Below are 17149 nucleotides of genomic sequence, written 5' to 3'. Positions count from 1 at the left end.
TCTCCTGCGGTCAATGTCGGTTGATGGCGGTCGTCTCATTCTGTTCATATCATAAATGACCCTGTTTTTCAACCGGCTGCCGGGTGTTTCTGCTATTGATTCTCACCTGCTCCAAGCTGAATGCCCTGTACCAGGCCCCCCTGGTGGTGGACACCGCCCCCCTGGTGGTGGACACCGGCGACTTGGCACTGGACAAAGAGCTGTCCGGGTACATAGAAGTGGTCAAGGGCTTTGCCCATACGGTCATTTACCCGGTGACAAATTGAAATGATACCAATGATAAATAATAAAAAGGACGATTCCATAAAAAATATTCGCCCATGGCACGCCAGACGCCATGAATTTCTGAAACAAATGACCACTTGTGCAGATTTTCGACCGCTTGTTCATGACCCATTGAATAACCCTTGACATCATGCTACCTTATAAACAACTACCACACCTCTGAGAAAGAGGCGGGGTAGTTGTTTTTAGTTTGAAAAGGCATTGAGAAAGGGCGGATCATCATGAAAGCAAATCAAACGACAGCAGCTATCAACCGTATTCCTGTGAGAAAAAAAGCAGCACGCTTAACAGCATTGGCATTAGCGCTGGTGCTGCTGATGGGGCACCCTGTGACAGGCCATGGAACTTCTCCCCATGCACAGAAAACAGAAACCGGCACCGCTGTTGCAAAGCTGTCCAGTGAAGCAGCTGCCCAGCAACTGAAGGGGATCAAATAAAGGTTGTGAGTCCAAAAATGAACAAAGGAGGCAAAGAACATTGAAAACCAATCCGCTTAAAACAAACCATCAGAAAAAAATGCTCTCAATGCTGCTTGCACTTACGATGATATTTCAAATGAGTGTATCAGCAGTATTTGCAGAGGGGGAAGAAAACCAAAAGAGAATCATCGCTTTTGAGGAGCTGGCAGAGGATGTGAAAAACATCACTGTGGAAGTAGAGAGTACAGAGGCAGAGGCAAAAGCAAAAATGCCCACCGTGGTGAATGCTGTTTATGCAGAGTCGACAACAGGCACAGCCATAAACTTCACCATCGAAAACATAAACTGGGAGATAGATGAGGCAAACAGCGATTCAAATACCTTTGATTCATCACAAAGTGGAGCTATCTATACCTACAAAGCAAAACTACCCGCTACAGACAGCCAGGGAGATGAGCTGGTACCACAAAGTGGTGTTGCCCTACCGGCTATAACCGTACGAGTGGGAACAGCCACACCTATAATGAGGTTAACTGGAGGAGCAAATCCCGTCACAGAGCTGTGGATGGGAGCAACAAAGGTAATAAGCAATGGAACAGTCTTTACTACCAGTGGTGCAGGTTGGAGCTATGACAGCACTACCAGCACCCTTACCTTAAATGGAGTAAATATTACAATTGCAGCACCAAAGGATGAGATAGACTACGATGGAAAGTGGGATTTAAGTGCGAACCATTACGGACTCTTCTGTAGAGGCGATTTAGATATAGTGATTAACGGGAACAACACAATTGATATGAGAGATTTTGATGCTACGAGAAGCGTAGGAGCTTATATCAAGGGTAATTCAACAGTATCAGGAAATGGCAAGCTGACACTTGGAGGAAGGATTTCAGGACTTTATTTTCATGGAGATTTAAGGGTTCAAGATGATGTAGAACTGGAAGGTATTTTTGCAAAAGAAACAGAGTATATAAGCAGTCCCGGTAATGGTATGACTATCACTGGAAGTGCAACTGTTACAGACAGGGCGCATTTGATAGGACGAGCAAATAACGGAGGTCGAAACACAGGAATTAATTTATATTATGGTCAGATGACCATAGGTAATGAAGCGATGGTAAGTGCTTTTGCCAAGTTTGGAAATGGTGGAAATACTAAAGGGATAGATGCCATTAATGCTGAGATACGAGTAAATGGAAAGCTGGTGGTAGAATCTGGTGATGCTGGAGATAAAACATATGGCTCTGGAATTCATCTAAATAATTCTAACCTAACAGCAGAAGGAACGGGAAGCGTAGAGGCTAAAGCCGGAAATCATGGGCCAACATCAGGCTATGGGGTATATGGTGTTATAACTTTTAACGGAGGGTCAATCACTATAGATGGTGGTGGATTTCTTGCCTCTGGAGGCTCTGGAGCGGTGCATCCTTTTGATACACCAGTAACGATAAATGAAGCTCCTGTGTATTACGAAATCAGCCCTAACAGAGATGGCAGTAATCCTACCATTTACACAAGTGCTGAGGAGTGGGCTGATGTAAATGGAAAATTTGAAAACATTAAATATATCAAGGCGACTACCATTTATGACGTATATGTCAATGGCGTGCAAGTGACCAGGCTAAATAGCCATGATGTGCTGGGAGACAGCAAAGTCTCTTACTCCACAGCCTCCGGAAGTAATCCTGCTGCCTTACGACTGAATAATGCCAGCTTCGATGGCGATATAAAGCTGAGTGAGTCAACAAATATGATCCTTACTGGAGCAAACACGATAAGAGACATTCATACTCATGGAGCGGTCATTCTTGGTGGAAGTGGAGAGCTGACCTTAAATGGAAGCTTAGAGGGAACTGAGATAAAGCTGGAGATTGAAGAGTCGGTAAAGCTGAATGTTTCCAGTGATGTAACGGTAAAAGAACTAATCAATCGTGGGAGCATCGTCAATAATGCAAGCATCAAGATAACAGATAGCTTTGGCGGAAGTGGAGCGATACTTAATGATGGGAGGATTGCTTTCCCATCACAAACAGAGGAGAACTATGTGAAAACCATCACTGGAGATGGAATAAGTGAGATAGTAAACGATGAGGGAGCGCCTTCAGCGTTTTACTCACAGGGCCGCAGGCTATTTTTGGTGGAAGGTTCTTTGGATTTTACACAAGAGCCAGCGCCTGGCGGATACAAAGCGGATGCCACATTGGAAACTGATGGATACAGCTTCAATGGGATTGATAAAGTGCTGGCTTTAGGAGATGTATTCATTCGAGTTTCAGGGGAGCACGGGGTCATTCTCCCATCAGAAGCTTCTGTTAGGCTGCAGGGAATCAGTCACATTAATACAGACAAAATTGGAATGTTTGCAGGCGATAACTTAATGGTTGAGGGGGCGGGCTTCCTAAAGATTGAAACAGAAAACCTGCCTGGTATATTGGCAAGTAAAGCGCTCGCTGTCAATGATGGCAAGCTTGTTGTGAACAGTAAAAGCATAGCACTGCTGGTATTGGGAACTGAAGCAAATTCAAACGGAGTCACAATTGGAGACACAAGAAGGATTCTCACTCCCCAAAACGCAAAGATAATGACATCGCAGACGCAGGCATTTGGTGAGCAAAGTGTAAGCTCGGTGGTCTCGCCAAGTGAAAACCTACTGAGAATAGAAGAATCCAATCCATCTGCAATTACAGGAACTAATGCGGCTAAAAAAGTTGTCATCACGAACAAGCTGGAACAAGAGCCACTAAGCATTCACCAGAATGGCCCCAAAACCTATGGGGATGAAGCGTTTATTCTAACGACTACAGGAGGAAGCGGTGAAGGTGGGCTCTCGTTTGAAAGCTCGGATGCCGGAGTAGTGAGCATAATTGGTCATACGGCGACAATAAAGAAAGCTGGAAATGTAATCATAACAGCAAGAAAGCAGACAGATCAAAACTATTTGGAAGCCTTATCATCTACGTCAGTAAGCATCAGCAAAAGAGTGCTTCACATCCAAGCAGATGATCAGCTAAGCATTGCAAAAGGAAGCGCCATGCCAAAACTAACCTACACAGTTAATGGACTGGTGGGTGCGGACAGCCTTACAAAAGAGCCTGTCATTACGACGAATGCTACAGATACGAATGTCGTCGGCGAGTATGTCATATCAATATCAGAAGCAGAAGTATTAAACTCTGAAAGCTATGAGATAAGCTATACAAACGGCAAACTGACAGTAACTAACAGTAGTAATGGAGATAATGGTAACAATGGTAATAACGGAAATTCAGGCAATAATAGTGGAAATGGTTCTTCTGGAGGAGATTCATCAAGTAAAGATGATAAGGACGATCAAGAGCAAATGAAAGCTCCGGTAGCTGAAACACCAAAACCACCAGTAGAGGGTGAGTTGCCACAACAAACGACTGGGGAAAGTAGTAGTGCCGCTTCAGTATTTACAGATACTGAAAATCACTGGGCAAAATCAGATATAGATTTTGTAACCAAGAGAGGTCTGTTTAGTGGCACGGGAGATGGCAAATTTTCTCCAGATATGCTGATGACTCGAGGAATGTTTGTAACAGTTCTAGGGAAATTAGCTAAAGTGGACGCTGCTAATCTTACATCCAGCTCATTTAAAGATGTCAAATCAGATGCTTACTACCTGCCATATATCCAATGGGCAAATACTGCTGGAATCGTAAAGGGAGTATCATCCGATGAGTTTGCACCAGATATGCCAATATCTAGAGAGCAAATGGCCGTTATGCTGCTTAAATATATCAAGGCAATGAACATCGACATCGCAAAACTCAGGGAAGAAAAGCTGTTTGATGATGAAGACGAAATGAGTACATGGGCGAAAGAAGCAGTAAAAGAAATTCAAATGATGGGTATTCTCTCAGGAAAACCAGACAATACGTTTGATCCAAAAGGAAGCGCAACAAGGGCAGAAGTGAGCTCCATGCTCAGAAGATTTATTGAGCGGACAGAAGAATAATCGCGTGATGCATAAAAGTCCTATTCACAAGCTCAATGTTTGTGAATAGGACTTTTTTATGCCTATTTGAGTTGGAAAACGCCCATCAGCTCTTTGAACGCTTTCGAGTTGTGCTTCTTAAGGGTGCGCGGGCTCCCTATCAGGCTTGTTGAACAACAGTCTCTAAAAGGCCGCGCTTCTTTAAGCACCTGATGTAATTTGCAACGAGATAATAGTTTTCAAGATCATCTTGATCCAATCCTTGAAAAGCAGTTATTTCATCTGCCAACGCGCTGCTGCCTTCAACAAAAATACACCCTGTCTCAAACTCCATGCCGATGATGATGGGACAATTTTCAAACATTTCTTCCTGTTTTTCATAAAGCTGGTTACCATTTTCTTCACGAAGCACTTTCAATACAACAGGTATCAGTTCTTTGCCATGGGGAACCTTTGCCGAAAAGGCTTCATTCATCACGATGTTATTGACAACTACCTGCTTGGCCTCTTCAGAGGGATCCTCATGTAATCGATAACGCTGCTTTAAATATCCAACAACTTCTTCAACCCCCTTTTTATTGGGATGTAAAAGCAACCGATACTCTGCAAAAATAAGTTTCCACTCGTCGATTACCGCTTGTGTTATTTCCAATGTCTTTTCCCCCTCAAAATAATTTTTTAATGCACCTTTGGTATTAATAGGAACCAGGTTTAGAATTGAGTTGATGATAAAATGAGATATCCATGGTGTTCAGACAGAACCTGTATAATGGTACATCGTACCAAAAAAATGCCAATCAACACCATGGGAAGAAAAATTATCAGCAGCGCCATCATCAGCCCGCCTGGGCCACTGACAATTCCACTAAGGTACCACTTGAAAGCCCAGGGAATATGCCAGATGCCAAACAATAATGCCTGTAAAAATAGAGTCACTCGAAGCGTATACTTTCTGTTTAAAAGCGGAATCATAATCCCTCTGAACAAGCCTTCCTCCATAAAACAGTTAATGATATTCCCGAGGAGAAGAAACACTGCAAAGCCCATCCCGCCGGTAACCCCTGCTTTGGGATCAATGGCAGCAATGATCAACTGTGGCGAATCGGAGGCAAGTATGAGTAATTCTCCCGCATATCCCAGAACCATCAAAGTGCTTGTAACGACGACGCCCAACAGGAAAATGGACAACTTGTTGTGCACATTGAAGCCAATACTGCTGAGAGGAGCTCCCATTGCTTTCACAAACAGAAGCACCATCACAAATCCAATGATTTTGGAAAAGATAATCTCACCCAATAAATCATCCAGCCTGAAAACAAAAATATCCAATAGTCTGAAGACCATGGCGGTGCACATGAGGCATATGCTAAGTACCAGTGGTTTTGAAAATGAAGCTGCTCTGAATTTCTTGCTCACATGATCCATTCTTTACACGTCCAATCCTGTCGGCTTGTGCTTTAATCCTGCTTTTGACATATTCAGATATCCTCTGATCAAATGGCCTGTCTGTCACGATCCCATGGTCTTTTTTTCTCAAGCCAGCCATGTGACTCCCAGTACACAACATCAGCCTGATTGAACCTGAATTTATGATGCATCAACCGCATCATGTAAAAGAGCCCTTTTACTTTTAAACAGGGAGTGACATGGATACTGGCAGCTTTTATTTTCCTGGCAATTCGAATAATATCTTTCCTGAACAACAGCTTCCTTTTTTCATCGACACTATCCCAATCTACGGCATGCGTATTTCTTCCGAAGGCATAGGTGCGGGCGATTCCCCAAAAATTCATACTGTCCTTCAAATCTTTTATGGTTGACCTGGTCCCCGCACCTGCTGCCGTCGAAATGAGCAGAGCCTGTTTATGGAACATTTCCTTTCGTGGCTGATGAGCCATCCACTGGTATCCAAAATGATCAAGAAGTGCTTTCACCTGACCTGGCACGTGATAAACATAAACAGGTGCTGTTAAAATCAGCAAGTCAGCTTCCAATATGGCCTCAATGATAGGACTTACATATTCAAAATCAGGACATTTAGTATGATCAGTAAAGCATTCCCAACATCCACGACAAAAATGAGGCATGCTTTTGGGCAGGAAAAATTCTTTGACATGATCCCCGTCAGATAAAAGGTTGATAAAATCCTGTGCGATCTGATAGGTGCTGGACTTTGCTTTTCGGGGCGTTCCATAAATGACGGTGATTTTCATAGCATCTCGCTCTCCTCAAATCGTATCTTTCAAAAAAATACTGTGATGCTCGATTCAAATGTTCACTTCACAATACTTGGCTTCCCATGCATAAGTGGAAGCCAGGCCTTCCCCATCTTTTTTGACCTTTCAACTCCTATTGCGGTTCATGTGCTTTTTCACAATGACTACAGACTGCTTTATGCACATTGATGACACCACCACAGTATTTGCATTTCCACTTTTCATTCTCAGCACTTCTAAACGCTTCAACACCATCTCTCTCAAGCACATTCAGGTTTTCCATCAGGCTCATTTTGTACCGGGTTCTATAGCGCTTGTCCATCTTGCTGATCAGAATGCATGGATAGCGAGAACAGGGATAACAGTATTCGAAGCCTTCGGAAGTCAGGGTTTGGCAGTTCTTGATTTTGCATTCCACTCTTGTTTTGGGGTTCCATGTGTTGACGGCCCGGCACCCATTGCACTTGTTCTTTTTTCTCAGATATGCCATGCAGATGCTGCAGTTCATTCCACAAGGGGCGATTAAATTCACTTTTTCATTCATCAGCTAACCTCCCGAAAACAGATAAATGTTTGCCCAGATACTGAGAACCAAGTACGAAATCACTGGCGTACCAGCCAGTACCTCCTACAAAGATGCTGGTAGAGGGAGTTCTGTTTTTCCTATGCCTTCAAGACGATGCGGGTTGAAACCTTCATCGACAGGATCGTTGTCAGAGGCCACCCTGCTCAACTATCAATCAGAAAGCTAAGTCGAAAGATTGAGGCATTACCGTGGGACAGGTCATTCCTTTGGCCCATAGCTGTGCTGGTCGCTGTTGAAGGGTAGCACTGGAAGGAAGCGCTTTCAACTTAGTTAAAGACTATTCTTCTTCCAGCAAATGTGTCAACATTCTTTCAGGATTTTCAAGAAACATCTTGTACAGCTGATAATACTCTGAATCCACATAAGCTGTTTCGTGATAAGCATTATCAATATGATAGATTATCGAATGTGGATAAGCCAATAATATGGGTGAATGTGTTGAAATAATGAACTGAGAATCAGCTTTAACAAGAGCGTGTAATCTTGTGAGCAAAGCAAACTGACGTGTCGGAGACAATGCAGCTTCGGGCTCATCTAGAATATATAGACCGTTACCTCTAAATCGATTAATCATCAACGACATAAATGATTCCCCATGGGATTGTTCATGGAGAGATTTGCCGCCATATGCATCAAGTAAGCTAGTCGTACCTTCATCGAGATCATCCACATGGGAGGCAACGTTATAAAAGCTTTCTGCTCTTAAGAAAAAACCATCTTGCGGCATTTTGACACCCTTAGTCATTTTTACGTAGTTGGCTAATACGGAATGGGTGTCTTTCGTAGAGAAGTTGAAATGCTTACTCCCACCTTCGGGGTTAAAACCAGCAGCTACGGCAATTGCTTCCAATAATGTTGATTTTCCGCTTCCGTTCTCACCAATAATAAAGGTGACATTTGGATGCAGTACTAATTTTTGCAATCTTAGTACTGCATCCAAACAAAATGGATACCTATCCAAATCTTCTACACCCTCAATATTTAGTTCAACACTTCGGATATACTGATACAATTGATTGTCGATCAAGTTTTCTTCTCCTTCATGATGCATCATTGCTGCTGGGGAACAAGGTGCGTCAAGTATACTGTGTTTCCTGTTGAAACTTCAGATCTGGATTTTGGATCAAAGGGTTCAAAAGAGGAGGTCTTCAGCGCTTCTCAATGGATACTGGAAATGTGGATGGATCGTTATCGTTGGATACATTGAAGCCTCTGGTGATGTAGCCTTCAGGGATCTGATCAACCGGCATCTGTGGACGAGGGTCAATCTGCTGGTAATTGGCAGGGGTTTCCAGCTTCACATGGGAGAACCTGATGGGAAGCCCGGCGCTATCATAAAAGCTGGGGCCATCCTGAAGCTGAAAATGCAAATGTGGTTCAGTGGAATTTCCCGTGTTTCCGCAAGCTGCAATCTTCTCTCCTCTTAAGACTGTGGCACCAACCTTCACCAGGATGCTGTCTTTTTTCAAATGCGCCAGGGTGCTGTACTCAGCTTCACCATGCTTAATCACAACGTAGTTTCCGGCGATTTGACTTGCCTGATTAAAAAACCGGCCTTTTCCCAGCAAGATGGTTTCCGCTTCATGGGCCGCCACCTCCACCACTTCTCCGTCGGCCGGTGCCAGAATCGTCTGAGCGTAGCAATAGTAGCTCTCGACATTTTTCGGGTCACCACTGTAAGACTGGCCATTTTGATCAAGCATTAAGAAGTCATAGGCATAGCGCTGTGTTGGAATGCCCCAGGAATGCGAAAATTCTTCGGTGAAGCAGCCGTTTACCACTGTCCATGCACCTTCAAAAGGCAAATCGTAGACGACGGTGCTGTGAAAACCATGGCGATCTGGCAGGTCTTTTCCGTATTTTTTTCTGATTCTTAGGAGGCCAACGATTTGCAGGAAAGAACCTTTGTAGGTGGAAAAATCAAAAGCCATTTCAATGAAAATGGTGAAGGCGAAAAGACTCAGCCAGCTAAAAATCAAGACATCACTAAAGCGTCCCAAAATGACAGCGGCGATGCCGATATACTTTGCATACTTGGTAAAATAATACAATCGTGGTTTCCACATGGTTATGCCTGTCCTTTCTCTTCGGTAAAATCTGCTTGGAAGTGCGCGGCTCATTGATCAAAAATGACTACAATTTTTTCGCATAACGAATTTATGATCGGTCGCATTCAGAAAATCAAAACCTAAATCTTTATACAGGTCTACAGGGCCCATGAAATCATCAAAAACACTGATGAATGCTTTTCTCAGGGATGGTTATACGATGAATTCACTTGATTCGCTCTGGCGGGGTAAAATATTGCTGTCGATTCACGCTCTCTTAATTGATACTGCAAATTAGCAAAAATGTCTGATAAAAGTGCAAAAGACAGCTAAAAACATAAAAGGGATGGTTTCGGCATCATCTTTATTTCGGGAGAATACATTGTCATCGGCAAGGTCTGGTAATCCACTAACGGTCTTGCATTTTAATGAAAAGAGGCTTACCATAGAATCAGATTAGATAGGAAAATGTGCCACAAAAAGTGAGCAACATCAACTGAAACAACATCAACAGAAATACAGTGAATTGAGAAGAGACCAGGCATTATTGTGAAGGAGTGAAAAAATGACCAACGCGGAGCGACCAATGAAAGAACAAGGAATTGATTCAGGGCAAGCAGCAGCCAGTTCAGAGGGGCGCTGTTTTCAAATCGATTTTCTTTACCTGGATGTCACCACCTGTAACCGTTGCCAGGATGCAGAGCGTCATCTTGAAGAAGCGCTGGAGCAAGTGGGCGAAACTCTGAAAACGGCGGGCATTCAGGTGAAGGTGAACCGGGTTCATGTGAACACGGAAGCCCTGGCCAGGCAATACCGGTTTGTCAGCTCACCCACCATTCGGATCAATGGCAATGACATTCAGCAGCTGGTGAAGGAAAGCCAGTGCCACAGCTGCGGCGACCTGTGCGGGGATCAGGTGGACTGCCGGGTATGGCTCTATAGGGGCCAGATCTATGAGGCACCACCACGGGCCATGATGATGGAAGCACTGCTGAACCAGGTGTACCTGGGGGGCGGCTGTTGCGGAGCACCTGCAGCGGCAATGCCGGAAAAACCCTATGAGTTGCCGGAAAACCTGAAACGTTTTTATCATGCCATGGCACACCAACAACCATCTGAAAGGTGAGATCAATCACATGCAGCCAGTTCAGCACCAAAGTGACTCACAAGTCGTGCTTCAGCCACCACATTACCCAAGCCAAACAAATCAATCAAACCAGCCAAACCAGCAAAATCAATCATATCAGCCAAACCAACTACATCAATTGGTGGAGCCGCAAGCTTCACAGCCTTCACAGCTGATGCATCGGTGCCAGAAAAAAAGAAGCGGAGAGCAGGGCAGCCATAAGAGCAGGCAGGGCAGCCAAAAGATCAAGCGGCGCAGCAGTAGGGTTTGCGCTGTGGCTTGTCTGCTGGCAGTTATTTTACTCTTCGGTCTGCTGACAGGCTGCGCCACCGTTCCTGAGGTATTGTCAGTTCCTGCGATTCAGGAGGTGTCGCTGACTGACTCAGAAAAAACACTGTTGCAGGCAGTGGGGGTTGAGCGTTGCTTTGTCTTCGATGTACGTTTGGACCAACTGCCTTCAGAAAAGGTGGCTTTTCAGGTGCAGGTTTATGAAGGCGGTGAGTTGGTGAACACCGTCATGGATCTCGGGATGAGTGGTTTCCTGGAAAAAAACACCCAACGGCTGATTTGGAGCCAGATGGGTGCGGGGAAGCCGGGTGAAGAAGTGTGGGGAGTGTCTTTTGCTGGTGGCTCCCATAAGGTGCATCATGAAAATCACCAAGAGGTCATGGGGTGGTCATGGACCCAGATGGATCGAATAACAGATGTTACTCCCGGAGAGCCGGTGATGCTGGCGGCGGTGGTGGGTACCCGCAGCGGATCAATGCGGTCGCCGGGGGCGATTTTTGGCGGAGAAGAAGTCGAAGTTGACAATCCTCTGGCCCTTTATGATGTCGCCTATGTGCTCACTGCCACCTTTGAATAGATGGCTGAAGCAAGCTGACGAAAAGAAACAGCAGCCCTGAACCGATGCCTTGAAGGGCCTGGCTCGGGGCTGCTGCTTGAAATTGACAGCGTGCTACTTTAGACTTGGGTGGTCAATCGCTACACCTGAAAGAACTGAATGCTTTTCTGAAGGTCTAACGCCAGTGAGGCCAATGATTCGCTGGCATTGGAAATCTCTTCCAGTGAGGCCGTCTGCTCTTCCACAGAAGCGGAAGCTTCTTCGGTGCCGGCGGCATTTTCCTGGGAAATGGCTGCCAGGCTTTCCACCACCCGAATCATTTCATCCTTCTGAATGCCCATGGTTTTACTGGAGGCATCAATGTCAGTCACCGCTGCATTGATTTTTTCAATGGCGTCACCAATGCCTGCAAAATTGTGGGAGGTGGATTCCAGGTGGTGGGCCTGGGAAGTCACAGAAGTTTCCATGACCTTCACCGTGTCAACAGCAGCGCTGGTTTTGGCAGACAGCTCCTGAATAATGGTGGTGATTTCTTCGGTAAAGCGGCTGGAATCCTCCGCCAGCTTGCGAATTTCATCGGCGACCACGGCAAAGCCGCTGCCGGCTTCCCCGGCCCGAGCTGCTTCAATGGTGGCATTCAGCGCCAATAAGTTGGTTTGACTGGCGATGTTGCGAATCATGCCGCTGGCAGCCTGGATTTTTTCAGCACTTTCATTGGTGGTGTAAATCATTGCGCCGATCTCTTTGGAGGCCTTCTGGTTGGTATGATTGCTGCTCACCAGCTCCTGGAAGGTGATGACGCTTTCTTCCCGCAGGCGGTTCACCTGTTGGGCAGACTGACTGAGGTGAGTCACGTCCTGTTGATTTTTTTCGATGAGAGCACCTAAATCGTGTCCGTGAACGGCACCGGTTTCGGTATCCTTGGCTTGACGCACAGCGCTTTCGGCGATTTCTTCAATGGTGCGGCTGACAGCCTCCGCAGCGGCAGAAGACTGCTGGCTGGTGGCGCTCAGCTCCTGGGAAGCGGCAGTGAGAGAACCGGCATACTCGGCTATTTGCCCCACCATGGTCAACAGGGTTTTGCGCATGTTTTCAATGGAATGGGCCATGTCGCCAAACTCATCTGAGGAAGCCAATAGAAAAGGGTCAGTTTCCATGGTGAGGTTTCCCTGGGCGATGGTGTTCAGCTGCTGTTGGGTGCTTCTGACAGCCTTCATAATGTATCTGGAGATGAAGTATAAAATGGCGCCCAATACCAAAAAGATCACTGCACTGGTGAGGGCAATCTGCATCAGGGTGGCGGCTGCAGTGGCGTGTACCCGTTCCATGGAGAAGCCCAGGTTGATGGCACCGATATGCTGGCCTTCGATGAATACCGGATACACCACTTCATAAACCCGTACATTCCCCACGGGATAATCATATTCAGCAGTATAGGTCTCTCCCGCCACGGCACCTGCATAGCTGCCCTCGTCCGATAATGTCAGGCCGATGCGGTCATGATCAGAGTGGGCAACAGCCGTCAGGCTGGAGTCGATAAAGGTGGCGAAAACAATGCTGTCATCGCTGGCCAAATCGTCCATGAAGGCCTGCAGCTCAGAGAAATCGGAGGAATCGTTGGCAGCGCCGGCTCGCTGGGTCTGGGTGGTGGCTTCCAGTTGAATATACCTGGTTGCCAGTGCTGCTATTTCCAGTCCATTTTCCTGCATTTGACTGATGAGGCTGATTCTTGAAGTGCGAACTGACGTGGCGCTGAGAAGCGCCATTGAAAGCAGGATCACCAGTAAAGGGATCACAATCAGCTTTCGTTGAATCGATACTTTGGGGACTTTCTTTTCCATGATGAACAACCTCCAGTTAATAAATGATCATCTGTCAATGATAATTGAGAACCGTTCTTAATATACGTGGGTCTTGCCATTATGTTTCAGCTTCTGATGATCTTTTTTCAAAACATCCCTTCTGGCCGTCTGTGATAGCTTACTGAAAGAGCGCCCATAAAGCTTGCAGCAGCGAGGGTTGACCACCAGAGAAAGATTGATGCTGCAAAGTATACCGCCCTTAAATGAAGTTGATGTGAACATCGGATGAAAAATTGATGTTTTTTAATGGATTATTACTTCAGGAAGCACGGCTTAATGGAGGCATTTTGGAAAGAGGGCATCAATCAGGTGTTTTGGTGATGAAATTCCGGGTAATACTCCGGTAAACGATGAACGGTGTTTTTTTAAGTTGAAATGTGAATGGTTTAACGAATCAACCGGAGATGAAGGAGGGGGAAAATCTTGACGGGAAAAATTAACCGCAAAACCAGCATCATTATACTGGCCATGGCCACCATTGTTGCTATTTTTGCCATCGCGGTGCAGCAGGACCGAGCAGTGGAACTGGAGATCATTCGCGCGGAAGCCTGGGCTGAGCAGTATCCCGACCAGTATCGTACCTACCTGCAAAATGAAGAAATGGTGCGCACCACCTTTGGCGGTTCAGAACCCATCGACTACCTGGAAAAATACCCGGAGCTGCTCACCATCTATGATGGCGTGGGGTTCAGCATTGAGTACCTGCGCGCCCGGGGGCACGTCTACGCCCTGGAAGATGTGATTCACACAGAGCGGGGTAAACCCGGTGCCAGCTGCCTGGCCTGTAAAACACCTGATTATGTGGCCATGGAGGTCACCCATGGCAGCAGCCTTTATGCCATGGATTTTAACGAAATGGCAGCCCAGGCCCACAGCGGCGTCAGCTGCTATGACTGCCACCGCAACGAACCTGGTGTGCTGCATATCACTCGTGGCCATTTGGAAAAGGGTCTCTCCCATCTGGAAGAAGAATATCAGATGAAAAACCTGGTCTGTGCCCAGTGTCACATCGAATACTTCCTCGACCCGGAAACCAAGGAGGTCACCGTCCCCTGGAAATATGGCACCGATGTGGCCGATGTTGAAGCCGCTTTTGTGGAATGGAACTACATCGACTGGGTGCATCCCCAAACCGGTGGCGGGCTTTACAAGATCCAGCATCCTGAATTTGAAACCTACCTGGGCAGCACCCACCAGCAGTTGGGGATCAGCTGCGTGGACTGTCACATGCCCCGCATCACCAATGACGCCGGCGAGCGGTTCCCCTCTCATCACTGGACAAGTCCGCTGAAAACGGTGGAGGCCTCCTGTCTGGGATGCCACGGCGAATCAGAGGCTGAGCTGGTGGCAGAAGTGGAACGTCTTCAGGGCGCTGTGGAGAACAAAACCGTGGAAGTGAGCCGACAGCTGGTGACCCTCATCGAAGCCATTGCCGATGCCAAAGACACTCTGCCGGAAGCCACCCTGGAAGAAGTTCATCAGCTCCACCGCAGCGCCCAGCTTCGCTGGGACTTTGTCTTCGTGGAAAACAGCCAGGGATTCCATCACTATGATAAAGCCATGAGCTACCTGAATGAGGCGGAGGCTATGATCGCAGAAGCCATGAGCCTGATGCCCTGATAGTTTCTGAGCTGCATGCACCATTACTGTCAGCGAACCGGAGAAAGGCAACAAATGATGTGTACTGCTCATTGGCCAGAGAGTGATGACAAAGCGACAACCGCCGGAAAAAGGGGTGAAATCTCTTTCTCCGGCGGTTGTTGGTTTTTGGAAGTTTGGCAGTGGTCATCAGGTTATGGGGCTTGCAAGAGGATGAAAGCATCATTGAAGCATGATCTCTTCCAACGATTCCGGTGCCAAAAGCCGTACAGACTGCTTCCGGTAATCAATAAGACCATCAGCTTTCATCAAAGCCAACTCCCGGGAAAGAGAGGGACGTGGAATGCCCAGCCGGTCTGCCAGTTCCTGGCGGGAAATTCCCAAGGCCAGCTCGGTGGACTGTTGTTGCTGATAAAGGGCCAGCAAGGTACCAGTGATTTTTTGGCGAATACTGGCGTAGGAAAGCAACTTCAGCTTTTCATTCAGCAGCCACACTTTGTTGGAGAGAAGCCTCATGAAGTTTTCCAGAAAAGCAGGGCTCATTTGGCACAGGGTCAGTACAGATTCCCGGGGGAGTTGAAGGAGCGATACCTGAGTCAGGGCCATGATGGTGGAAGGCAGGGGATGATCTGCGTAGACCATCACTTCTCCGAAGATGTCACCAGTGGAAAAAGTGGCCACCGTGACTGCCCTTCCAGAGCCATAAACCTTCTGAACAGCCACCTGGCCAGACAGAAGTACCGAAACGTGGCGGCAGGGGTCACCTTCAACGGCAATCAGTTGATCCTTTTGAAAAGAAGCCACCTGATGGGAAACCTGTTGGAGCATCTCATGGATGGCTGCAGCATCTAAGTCCTGAAAGAGGGGGCATTGGGAAAGAACCATCATCATTTTCATCATTTCCTTCCTCCGGTTATTTGGTAACGTACGTTACCGACTTCTCGGCTCCACCATAATATGATGAGGGTGGAAAGTCAAGGAGTAAAAGATGGCGGCCCTGCAGGAGAATCTGCTAACGATGTACGTGACCATCAAGGTGCCAAGTGCTGACAAGAGCTGGAAATCAGAGCAAGGGGGAAAAAAAGTGAAATGGCAGCGGTGGGTTCAGGGTTTGTTTCTGTTACTTTTTTTAGCGGTGATAGCCAGTGGCCGTGTTCAAATATGGATGCTGGTCTTTTTGGGAAGCATGGTGGGAACACTGCTGCTGAGTCGCTTTTATTGTGGCTGGATTTGTCCTATAAATACGGTGACAACATTGACAGACAACCTCTTCAGGAAGAAAAAAATCCGGCGGAAGCCAGTGCCTTCCTGGGCTAAAAAACCAGTGGTTCGGTTTGGAGTTCTGGTGGTATTTCTTCTTGTGCTGGTGACAATGCTTCGCACCGGGCGGCGGTTACCCCTCTTGCCGGTATTAACACTGATGGGGGTGCTGTTGTCTCTGCGTTTTGTGCCGGCATTCTGGCACCGGTATCTCTGCCCATATGGAACACTGCTCAGCCTGCCGGGAACTTGGGCACGGAAAAAATGGCAGGTAATCCCTGAGTCCTGTACAGGGTGTGGTGCATGTGTGAGAATCTGCCCGGCAGAGGCAGTTGCTGTCGAAGCAGAAAGCGGCAAAGCGGTTATCAAAGATTCTCAGTGCCTTGCCTGTACCGCCTGTGCACGCATTTGTCCACCTGAGGCGATTGATTACAGAGTGTTGTAGATTCTGGTAGAATTTACTTAAGAAGCAATGTCAAAAGAGGAAAGAGAGGTGATGATCAGTGATAGAAAAAGTGTACCGGTATACTGTCACTAATGATAAAATCATCGAAAAGATTGTAGATGACGAGCATGTGAACATCAATCACATGGTGCTGATCAAAGACACAGGCTTGCCTGTGCATGTATCCAATTCCAACGTATATATGGTGATTGTTAGAGGTGCCATGACCATTGGCCTGGACGATGAACCCGCCAACCTGTACCAGGCAGGCGAAATTTTAGCCATTCCCTTCAACACCAAGATGGAAGTGACCAACCAGCATGAAGAGGTGTTGGAGTTCTACGTGGTGAAGTCTCCCAATCCAAAAGACATGCCGCCGGTGAAGCAGATCTAACCAATTTATGAAAGTGCCACTAAAAAACTGCCCATGTCGGGCAGTTTTTTAATGAGATAGTCGCTGAAGCCAGTGCCAAAAATCGTGCCAGGTTTTCACCGGCT

The 17149-nt window shown here is 46.7% G+C and carries 17 protein-coding genes; 8 read left to right on the top strand and 9 right to left on the bottom strand.

The window, feature by feature from the left end; genetic code table 11:
* The first annotated feature begins 83 nt into the window (after window positions 1–83).
* The 3 genes from AAIG11_RS14260 (at window position 84) to AAIG11_RS14250 (ending at window position 4686) form a co-directional block, all read left to right on the top strand.
* Window positions 84–266 carry a hypothetical protein gene (locus tag AAIG11_RS14260; protein WP_343186906.1) on the top strand — a complete coding sequence of 61 codons (183 nt, stop codon included), beginning with the start codon at window positions 84–86 and terminating at the stop codon, window positions 264–266.
* Between the two features lie 240 nt (window positions 267–506).
* Window positions 507–722 carry a hypothetical protein gene (locus tag AAIG11_RS14255; RefSeq protein ID WP_343186905.1) on the top strand — a complete coding sequence of 72 codons (216 nt, stop codon included), beginning with the start codon at window positions 507–509 and terminating at the stop codon, window positions 720–722.
* 40 nt (window positions 723–762) lie between these two features.
* On the top strand, window positions 763–4686 hold the full coding sequence (locus AAIG11_RS14250; RefSeq protein ID WP_343186904.1) for an S-layer homology domain-containing protein: 3924 nt from the start codon (window positions 763–765) through the stop codon (window positions 4684–4686).
* A gap of 139 nt (window positions 4687–4825) precedes the next feature.
* On the opposite strand, the gene AAIG11_RS14245 is transcribed toward AAIG11_RS14250, so the two are convergent.
* From AAIG11_RS14245 to AAIG11_RS14220, 6 genes are all read right to left on the bottom strand, one after another.
* A complete protein-coding gene (locus tag AAIG11_RS14245; RefSeq protein ID WP_343186903.1) occupies window positions 4826–5317 on the bottom strand; it encodes a hypothetical protein in 492 nt (163 codons plus the stop codon).
* Between the two features lie 59 nt (window positions 5318–5376).
* Complete coding sequence (locus AAIG11_RS14240) at window positions 5377–6009, bottom strand: CPBP family intramembrane glutamic endopeptidase (protein ID WP_343186902.1); 633 nt, start codon at window positions 6007–6009, stop codon at window positions 5377–5379.
* A gap of 149 nt (window positions 6010–6158) precedes the next feature.
* Entirely contained in the window at window positions 6159–6878 is a 720-nt protein-coding gene (locus tag AAIG11_RS14235; RefSeq protein WP_343186901.1) for a flavodoxin family protein, read from the bottom strand.
* 136 nt (window positions 6879–7014) lie between these two features.
* Entirely contained in the window at window positions 7015–7425 is a 411-nt protein-coding gene (locus tag AAIG11_RS14230; RefSeq protein ID WP_343186900.1) for a DUF3795 domain-containing protein, read from the bottom strand.
* 319 nt (window positions 7426–7744) lie between these two features.
* Window positions 7745–8521, bottom strand: a complete 777-nt coding sequence (locus AAIG11_RS14225) for an AAA family ATPase (protein ID WP_343186899.1) — start codon at window positions 8519–8521, stop codon at window positions 7745–7747.
* Between the two features lie 94 nt (window positions 8522–8615).
* A complete protein-coding gene (locus tag AAIG11_RS14220; protein ID WP_343186898.1) occupies window positions 8616–9518 on the bottom strand; it encodes a M23 family metallopeptidase in 903 nt (300 codons plus the stop codon).
* A 562-nt stretch (window positions 9519–10080) separates the two neighbouring features.
* Here AAIG11_RS14220 and AAIG11_RS14215 point away from each other — a divergent pair.
* A complete protein-coding gene (locus tag AAIG11_RS14215; RefSeq protein ID WP_343186897.1) occupies window positions 10081–10641 on the top strand; it encodes a DUF2703 domain-containing protein in 561 nt (186 codons plus the stop codon).
* 2 nt (window positions 10642–10643) lie between these two features.
* Here the strand turns inward: AAIG11_RS14215 and AAIG11_RS14210 are convergent, their stop codons facing one another.
* Entirely contained in the window at window positions 10644–10811 is a 168-nt protein-coding gene (locus AAIG11_RS14210; protein WP_343186896.1) for a hypothetical protein, read from the bottom strand.
* 5 nt (window positions 10812–10816) lie between these two features.
* On the opposite strand from AAIG11_RS14210, the gene AAIG11_RS14205 reads away from it, so the two are divergent.
* The gene (locus tag AAIG11_RS14205; RefSeq protein ID WP_343186895.1) at window positions 10817–11506 is read left to right on the top strand and encodes a hypothetical protein; all 690 of its coding nucleotides are present in this window, start codon (window positions 10817–10819) and stop codon (window positions 11504–11506) included.
* A gap of 119 nt (window positions 11507–11625) precedes the next feature.
* Here the strand turns inward: AAIG11_RS14205 and AAIG11_RS14200 are convergent, their stop codons facing one another.
* The gene (locus AAIG11_RS14200) at window positions 11626–13326 is read right to left on the bottom strand and encodes a methyl-accepting chemotaxis protein (RefSeq protein WP_343186894.1); all 1701 of its coding nucleotides are present in this window, start codon (window positions 13324–13326) and stop codon (window positions 11626–11628) included.
* 444 nt (window positions 13327–13770) lie between these two features.
* Between AAIG11_RS14200 and AAIG11_RS14195 the strand changes: the two genes are divergently transcribed.
* Window positions 13771–14967, top strand: a complete 1197-nt coding sequence (locus AAIG11_RS14195; protein ID WP_343186893.1) for an ammonia-forming cytochrome c nitrite reductase subunit c552 — start codon at window positions 13771–13773, stop codon at window positions 14965–14967.
* Between the two features lie 201 nt (window positions 14968–15168).
* Here the strand turns inward: AAIG11_RS14195 and AAIG11_RS14190 are convergent, their stop codons facing one another.
* Window positions 15169–15846: a Crp/Fnr family transcriptional regulator gene (locus tag AAIG11_RS14190; RefSeq protein ID WP_343186892.1), complete on the bottom strand. Its 678-nt coding sequence runs from the start codon at window positions 15844–15846 to the stop codon at window positions 15169–15171.
* A gap of 88 nt (window positions 15847–15934) precedes the next feature.
* On the opposite strand from AAIG11_RS14190, the gene AAIG11_RS14185 reads away from it, so the two are divergent.
* The gene (locus AAIG11_RS14185) at window positions 15935–16651 is read left to right on the top strand and encodes a 4Fe-4S binding protein (RefSeq protein WP_343186891.1); all 717 of its coding nucleotides are present in this window, start codon (window positions 15935–15937) and stop codon (window positions 16649–16651) included.
* Between the two features lie 58 nt (window positions 16652–16709).
* Window positions 16710–17045, top strand: coding sequence for a cupin domain-containing protein (locus AAIG11_RS14180; protein ID WP_343186890.1), 336 nt, complete (start codon window positions 16710–16712; stop codon window positions 17043–17045).
* Window positions 17046–17149: the final 104 nt, after the last annotated feature.

Source organism: Anoxynatronum sibiricum, from assembly GCF_039414295.1.
GTDB classification, from domain to species: domain Bacteria; phylum Bacillota; class Clostridia; order Peptostreptococcales; family Tindalliaceae; genus Anoxynatronum; species Anoxynatronum sibiricum.
The sequence above is the reverse complement of the archived record's forward strand: the minus strand, read 5'-3'. Positions and strand labels throughout refer to the sequence as shown.

Bases quoted from the DNA above. Each gene is read 5' to 3' on its own strand.
- AAIG11_RS14190 (WP_343186892.1), bottom strand. From the start codon at position 15,846: ATGATGAAAATGATGATGGTTCTTTCCCAATGCCCCCTCTTTCAGGAC.
- AAIG11_RS14185 (WP_343186891.1), top strand. From the start codon at position 15,935: ATGGCGGCCCTGCAGGAGAATCTGCTAACGATGTACGTGACCATCAAG.
- AAIG11_RS14205 (WP_343186895.1), top strand. From the start codon at position 10,817: ATGCATCGGTGCCAGAAAAAAAGAAGCGGAGAGCAGGGCAGCCATAAG.
- AAIG11_RS14240 (WP_343186902.1), bottom strand. From the start codon at position 6,009: ATGGTCTTCAGACTATTGGATATTTTTGTTTTCAGGCTGGATGATTTA.
- AAIG11_RS14255 (WP_343186905.1), top strand. From the start codon at position 507: ATGAAAGCAAATCAAACGACAGCAGCTATCAACCGTATTCCTGTGAGA.
- AAIG11_RS14230 (WP_343186900.1), bottom strand. From the start codon at position 7,425: ATGAATGAAAAAGTGAATTTAATCGCCCCTTGTGGAATGAACTGCAGC.
- AAIG11_RS14225 (WP_343186899.1), bottom strand. From the start codon at position 8,521: ATGATGCATCATGAAGGAGAAGAAAACTTGATCGACAATCAATTGTAT.
- AAIG11_RS14235 (WP_343186901.1), bottom strand. From the start codon at position 6,878: ATGAAAATCACCGTCATTTATGGAACGCCCCGAAAAGCAAAGTCCAGC.
- AAIG11_RS14200 (WP_343186894.1), bottom strand. From the start codon at position 13,326: ATGGAAAAGAAAGTCCCCAAAGTATCGATTCAACGAAAGCTGATTGTG.
- AAIG11_RS14215 (WP_343186897.1), top strand. From the start codon at position 10,081: ATGACCAACGCGGAGCGACCAATGAAAGAACAAGGAATTGATTCAGGG.